Origin of the sequence: Streptomyces sp. H27-H5, from assembly GCF_026627505.1 — a bacterium.
In the GTDB taxonomy this organism is placed as follows: domain Bacteria; phylum Actinomycetota; class Actinomycetes; order Streptomycetales; family Streptomycetaceae; genus Streptomyces.
On sequence record NZ_JAPNLK010000033.1, the window covers coordinates 77,975 to 84,572 of the forward strand.

At 73.2% G+C, this 6,598-nt stretch carries 5 protein-coding genes; 4 read left to right on the forward strand and 1 reads right to left on the reverse strand.

Annotated elements, in window-relative coordinates; genetic code table 11:
* Positions 1-81: 81 nt before the first annotated feature.
* Positions 82-1,284 (reverse strand): serine hydrolase domain-containing protein, encoded by a 1,203-nt coding sequence (locus tag OTB19_RS18320; protein ID WP_420716854.1) that lies wholly within the window; start codon positions 1,282-1,284, stop codon positions 82-84.
* Between the two features lie 227 nt (positions 1,285-1,511).
* Here OTB19_RS18320 and OTB19_RS18325 point away from each other — a divergent pair, with 227 nt between their 5' ends.
* The 4 genes from OTB19_RS18325 (at position 1,512) to argC (ending at position 6,292) form a co-directional block, all read left to right on the forward strand.
* Entirely contained in the window at positions 1,512-2,456 is a 945-nt protein-coding gene (locus OTB19_RS18325) for a nucleoside hydrolase (protein WP_267799344.1), read from the forward strand.
* Positions 2,457-2,767: 311 nt separating this feature from the next.
* Positions 2,768-4,408, forward strand: coding sequence for a phosphoglucomutase (alpha-D-glucose-1,6-bisphosphate-dependent) (pgm, locus tag OTB19_RS18330; protein WP_267799345.1), 1,641 nt, complete (start codon positions 2,768-2,770; stop codon positions 4,406-4,408).
* Positions 4,409-4,584: 176 nt separating this feature from the next.
* Positions 4,585-5,226 carry an isochorismatase family protein gene (locus OTB19_RS18335; protein WP_267799346.1) on the forward strand — a complete coding sequence of 214 codons (642 nt, stop codon included), beginning with the start codon at positions 4,585-4,587 and terminating at the stop codon, positions 5,224-5,226.
* 37 nt (positions 5,227-5,263) lie between these two features.
* Positions 5,264-6,292 carry an N-acetyl-gamma-glutamyl-phosphate reductase gene (gene argC, locus OTB19_RS18340; RefSeq protein ID WP_267799347.1) on the forward strand — a complete coding sequence of 343 codons (1,029 nt, stop codon included), beginning with the start codon at positions 5,264-5,266 and terminating at the stop codon, positions 6,290-6,292.
* The last annotated feature ends 306 nt before the right edge of the window (positions 6,293-6,598 follow it).

Genomic DNA, 6,598 nt, shown 5'->3' on the forward strand with positions numbered 1-6,598 from the left:
GGGGTGACGGGGCGTCGGGTGACGCCCCGTCGGTCGCCCGGGGATCGGGCCTCGGCCGGGCCCCCGGTGTGCGGACCGCCGTCAGTGATCCCCGAGGAGGCGGCAGACGAAGTTCTCCTCGGTGGCGCGGAGCCGGTCGAGGAGTTCCGGGTCGAGCGGCACCTGGCTCGTGACGGACACGGTCACCGACCGCTTGCCGTCCGGGGTGGCCGCGGCGAACTGCGTGTAGCCGGGGAAGTTTCCGGTGTGGCCGAGGACGACCCCGCAGCGCGTGGTGTAGCGGAAGATGCCCAGTCCGGCGGCGTTCGCGCCCGGGCCGGCGGGCTCCGAGGCGCCGCCCCGCACGAACCGTTGCTGTTGGCGTTGGGTCGGCGGCGACAGCAGCTCGGGCCCCGCGTAGCCGCGGATGAACGCGGAGAGTTCGCGCGGGGTGGAGACGATGCCGCCCGACGCCCAGACGCCCGAGGCTCCGAGCACTTCGCTGACGTCCTCCGGCGGGGCCGGCGGCTCGACGGCGTAGCCGTGCATGAAGGGTTCCGGCAGCCGGTAGCCCTGCGGCAGGCTGGTGCTGCGCAGGCCGAGCGGCCGGTACACCCGCTCCTTCAGCAGTTCCTCGTAGCGGCGGCCGGTGGCCTGTTCGGCCATCAGCGCGACGGCGATGTTGTCCGAGTTGGAGTACTGGTAGCGCGAGCCGGGCTCGAAGCGGAGGTCCTCGTCGGCCACGTAGTCGAGCAGTCGGCGGGAGTCGAAGCGGTGGCGGGGGTCCGCGGTGAGGATCTCCAGGAACTCGGGGTCCTCGGTGTAGTCGGGGAGACCGCTGGTGTGGTTCAGCAGTTGGCGGAGCGTCACCGCGTGCCAGTCCCGGGGCAGGCGGGGCAGCCGCCGGCCGATCGTGTCGTCGAGGCCGAGCCGGTGGTCGTCGACGAGGCTCAGGGCGACCGCGCCGCTGAACGCCTTCGCGACGCTGGCGATCCGCATGTGGTCGTCGAGGCCGGGTGCCTCACGGCGGCCGATCTCGGCCACGCCCGCCCGGTAGACCTCCTGGCGGCCGTCGCGCCGGAGGACGGCGATGGCTCCGGGTGGGCCGCCCGGAGCCTCGACGAGTGCGAGCAGCTGTCGTTGGAGGGACCGGTCCCGGGGCGGCTCGGCCGGGCCGGTTCCCGCGGCGGCCGGGGTGAGGCTGCCGGCGAGCGCGGTCGCGGCGAGGGCGGCGACCGCCGCACGCCGCAGGCCGCGTGGACGGGGACGGGCGGCGGATCGGCTCGGGGTGTGCAGCGGACGCACGCTGGTACCTCCTCGGTTTCGGGCCCCCGCGGGCCCGGGCGGTGTCTCGGCCCAGCATCGGGTCACGTCCGGCCCGCCGCCTGCGGCCTGCTCCATCCGGCCGAGGCGCGGCGGGTGACGGGGGCGTACGGAGGGCCGGTTCGTGTGGGCCCGTGTTCGGGAACCGGGGGCACACTGGGACCAGGACGAGACCCGCCTCCTCGGCGGGCCGAGGAGAGGGGCCAGCATTGGCCGTTCCGATCGTCATCGACTGCGATCCCGGGCACGACGACGCCCTGGCCATCATGCTGGCGGCGGGGGATCCGGCGATCGACCTGCTGGCCGTCACCACGGTGGCGGGCAATCAGACCCTGGACAAGACCACGCTCAACGCGCTCCGGGTGTGCACGGTCGCGGGCATCACCGGCGTGCCGGTGGCGGCGGGGTGCGCGCACCCGCTGGTGGAGCCGCTGGAGGTGGCCGAGGACGTGCACGGGGTGTCGGGGATCGACGGTCCGCGGTTCCCCGTACCGACCGTGGAGGCGGTCCCCGGACACGCGGTGGAGTTGCTGCGGCGGGTCCTGACGGAACATCCCGAGCCGGTGACGCTCGTGCCGACGGCTCCGCTGACGAACATCGCGCTCCTGCTGACCCGCCATCCCGAAGTGGCCGGGCGGATCAAGGAGATCGTACTGATGGGCGGGTCGACGGAGCGGGGGAACCGGACCCCGGCCGCCGAGTTCAACATCCATGTGGACCCGGAGGCCGCGGACATCGTCTTCCGCAGTGGTGTCCCGGTGACCATGTGCGGGTTGAACGTCACCCATCAGGCGCTCGCCACCCCTGCGGTACTGGCCCGGTTCGAGGCACTGGACTCGGAACTCGGCTGGATCTGCGTCGAGTTGTTGCGGTACTTCGCCGGAACCTACCGCCGGCTGTGGGGGTTCTCCGCTCCCCCGGTGCACGATCCGGTGGCGGTGGCCCGTGTCATCGATCCCCGGATCGTCGACTGCGTCGACGCGCACGTCGCCGTCGAGCTGCACGGACGGCACACGCGCGGGGCGACCGTGGTGGACCTGCACGGGCGTCTGGGCCGGCCGGCGAACGCCCGGGTGGCCGTGGGCCTGCGAACGGACCTCTTCTGGGACCGGATGGTGGCGGCGGTGGCCGTGCTGGGCGCCGCGCGCGACTGACCGGGGCCCGCGGTCCGCAGGTCCGTCGGGCGGCGTCCGGCACGCCCCCGGTGGGCCAGGTGGGCGTCCGGCGGACGGTCGAATCCGCGGCGGGCCGGAGCCGGTCGTCACCCCGGCCGCCCCCGATCGCGCTCCCCCGTGCCGTTTCACCGGACGGTTCGGGCCGCGGCCGAAGGCGTGACGGGCGCCGGTACGGGGAAGGCTGGGCGGACGATGACGCGGCGGGCGGCGCGGGCCGAGGCCCGCGGGTCCGGTGGTCCGCGCGACCCGAACCGGGTCGATCACCCCGACGAGTGTGGAGGAACCGGCGGATGCCGAACGAGCGAGCGGGCCGACCGGCGGAGCAGGGCGATCTGATCGATGTCGCCCGGCTCGTGACCGCGTACTACGCCTTGCGCCCCGACCCTTCGGATCCCGTCCAGCGGGTCGCTTTCGGCACGTCCGGGCACCGCGGATCGTCGCTGTCTACGTCCTTCAACGAGGACCACATCGCGGCGACGAGCCAGGCGATCAGCGAGTACCGGTCGCGGGAGGGCACCGACGGGCCGCTGTTCCTGGGCGCCGACACGCACGCGCTGTCGGAACCGGCCCGGGTGACCGCCCTGGAGGTGTTCGCCGCCAACGACGTGACGGTGCTGATCGACTCGGCCGACGGGTACACGCCGACGCCCGCGGTCTCGCACGCCATCCTCACCTACAACCGGGGACGCTCCGCCGGCCTGGCCGACGGCGTGGTGGTCACCCCCTCGCACAATCCGCCGGCGGACGGCGGCTTCAAGTACAACCCGCCCCACGGCGGGCCGGCGGGTTCGGCGGCCACCGGTTGGATCGAGACGCGCGCCAACGAGATCATCGCGGGCGGGCTGAAGGAGGTGCGGCGGATCCCGTACGCGCGGGCGCTGGCCGCCCGGACGACGGGGCGCCACGACTTCCTGGGCGCGTACGTGGCGGACCTGCCCTCCGTGCTCGACCTGGACGCGGTGCGCGCGGCGGGCGTGCGGATCGGGGCCGACCCGCTCGGCGGCGCATCCGTGGCGTACTGGGGCCGGATCGCCGAGGAGCACCGCCTCGACCTGACGGTGGTGAACCCGTACACCGATCCCACCTGGCGGTTCATGACGCTGGACTGGGACGGCAAGATCCGGATGGACTGCTCCTCGCCCTACGCCATGGCCTCGTTGATCGAGAGCGCGGGCCGGTACCAGATCGCGACGGGCAACGACGCGGACGCCGATCGGCACGGGATCGTGACCGCCGACGCCGGCCTGATGAACCCCAACCACTACCTCGCGACCGCCATCGCCTACCTGTTCGCGCACCGCCCGGACTGGCCGGCGACCGCGGGCATCGGCAAGACGCTGGTGTCGTCGGCGATGATCGACCGGGTCGCGGGCGACCTGGGGCGCCAGTTGGTGGAGGTGCCCGTCGGTTTCAAGTGGTTCGTGGAGGGGCTGGCCTCGGGCGCCCTCGGTTTCGGTGGGGAGGAGTCGGCGGGAGCGTCGTTCCTGCGGCACGACGGTTCACCGTGGACCACCGACAAGGACGGGATCCTGCTGGCCCTGCTCGCGTCGGAGATCCTGGCGGTGACGGGGCAGACGCCCAGCGAGCGGTACGCGGAACTCACCGGCCGGTTCGGGGAACCGGCGTACGCGCGCATCGACGCCCCCGCCACCCGCGAGGAGAAGGCGGTGCTCGGCCGGTTGTCCCCGGACCAGGTCGCCGCGGACACGCTCGCGGGCGAACCGGTGACGGGGGTGCTGACGCAGGCGCCGGGCAACGGGGCGGCGATCGGCGGAATCAAGGTGACCACGGAACACGCCTGGTTCGCCGCGCGCCCGTCGGGCACCGAGGACGTCTACAAGATCTACGCCGAGTCGTTCCTCGGCCCCGACCACCTGGCGACGGTCCAGGAGGAGGCCCGGAGCGTGGTCTCGGCGGCCCTGTCCGACTGAGCCCGCTCGACGGACGCAATCCCCCGAGCGGCGGCCACCCCCGGGCGGCGTCGGACCACCGGGGTCTCCCGGCGATCCGACGCCGCCAAGATCGAACTCACTTAGGTTAGGCTAAGCTAAGTTTCGATGGGGCGGGAACCGGCCTGCGCCCGACCGGACCAAGGGGGAATGCGGCCATGGGGCTTCCGACGGCCGAGCGCTACGCCATGCCCGACGAGGACACGCTGCCGCGGTCCGCCGCACCGTGGAAGATCGATCCGGGTCGGGCCGCACTGCTGATCCACGACATGCAGCACCACCTGCTCCAGGTCTTCCCGCCCGGGGTCTCACCCCTGGTCGACCTGGTCGCCAACGTCGCCCGGCTGCGGGCCGCCGCCCACCGGTTCGGCATCCCGGTCGTGTTCAGCGCGGAACCCCCGACCTCCCCCGACCGGCGGGGCCCCGCCCTCCGGCCGACCGGTCCCCCCGAGGACGGCGTCGCGACGCCTCCCGACGGGCGCATCGCCGCCTCTCCGGCGCCCTCCCTGGGCGAACACGTGATCACCAACACCCGCGACAACGCGTTCCTGCGGAGCCACCTGGAACGGATCCTGCGGATCTCGGGGCGTGACCAGCTGATCGTCTGCGGTCTCTTCGCGCATTCCGGGGTCCTGTTGACCGCCGCCGACGCGTACATGAACGACATCCAGCCCTTCGTCGTCGCCGACGCGGTGGCCGACGTGTCCGCCGAGGAACACGCCCTCGCGCTGCGCTGGTCCGCCGCGCGCGGAGCCGTCGTACGCACCACCACCACCTTGATCGACGAACTGGAACTCTGATGACCACTGCACCGAACACGGGCGAAGGCGAGCCGAGATGAACGTGCGGGTAGCCGTCGCGGGAGCGAGCGGATACGCCGGCGGCGAGCTGTTGAGGCTGCTCGGCACCCACCCCGGGATCGAGGTGGGCGCGCTGACGGCGCACACCAGCGCGGGGCGCACGCTCGGCACCGTCCAGCCCCACCTGCACCGGTTCGCCGACCGGGTGCTGGAGGAGACCTCCCCCGACCGGCTCGCGGAACACGACGTGGTCTTCCTGGCCCTGCCACACGGCGAATCGGCCGCGATCGCCGGGCGCCTGCCCGAGACGACGCTGGTGATCGACCTCGGGGCCGACTTCCGACTGCGGGACCCGGACGCCTGGAAGCGGTTCTACGGCGGCGAACACGCGGGGAGTTGGCCGTACGGCCTGCCGGAACTGCCCGGCGCGCGCGAGGCCCTCGCCCGCGCCACCCGCATCGCGGTGCCGGGCTGCTACCCGACGGCCGTCACCCTGGCCCTGTGGCCCGGCTACGGCGCCGGTCTGCTGGAAGCGGAGGCCGTGGTCGTCGCGGCCAGCGGCACCTCGGGGGCCGGGCGGGCGCTCCGCCCCCACCTGCTGGGTTCCGAGGTGATGGGGTCGATGAGCCCCTACGGCGTCGGGGGCGGCCACCGGCACACTCCCGAACTGGAACAGAACCTCTCCCTCGCGGCGGGCACGCCGGTCGGGGTCTCCTTCACCCCGACGTTGGCCCCCATGGCGCGCGGGATCCTCGCGACCTGCTCGGCCCGCCTGCTGCCCGACACGACGGAGGAGCGACTGCGCGCGGCGTACGAGTCGGCCTGCGCCGAGGAGCCGTTCGTACGTCTCCTGCCGCCAGGACAGTGGCCCACGACCGGCGCGGTGGCGGGCTCCAACACGGCGCTGGTGCAGATCGCCGTGGACCCGGCTGCGGGACGCCTCGTCGCGGTGTGCGCCATCGACAACCTCACCAAGGGGACGGCGGGCGGCGCGGTGCAGAGCATGAACATCGCGCTGGGCCTGCCGGAGACGCTGGGGCTGCCGACCGATGGGGTGGCCCCGTGATCGTCACCGTGACGCACTGATTCAACCGATCTCCACGACACGACCCCGGCAGGCTTCGGCCGCCGGGGTCGACGTGCCCTCACCTCCATTGCGGCCCGGGGAAGTTGACGGTCCGCCGGTTCGACATCCGGTCACTTTCCGCCGACTTGGCACGCCCCCCACCATCGGCACGTTAGGCCAGCCTAAGTGGTCTGCGTCGTAAGTCCTTCGGGGGTTGATCACGCGGCCTTGGCGGCGGAGGATTCTTCTGGGTGATCGGCGGTGTGCTGGTCGAGCCTGGCCAGGAGATCGTCCAGGTCGGAGGTG

Bases quoted from the DNA above. Each gene is read 5' to 3' on its own strand.
- pgm (WP_267799345.1), top strand. From the start codon at position 2,768: ATGCCGAACGAGCGAGCGGGCCGACCGGCGGAGCAGGGCGATCTGATC.
- OTB19_RS18335 (WP_267799346.1), top strand. From the start codon at position 4,585: ATGGGGCTTCCGACGGCCGAGCGCTACGCCATGCCCGACGAGGACACG.
- argC (WP_267799347.1), top strand. From the start codon at position 5,264: ATGAACGTGCGGGTAGCCGTCGCGGGAGCGAGCGGATACGCCGGCGGC.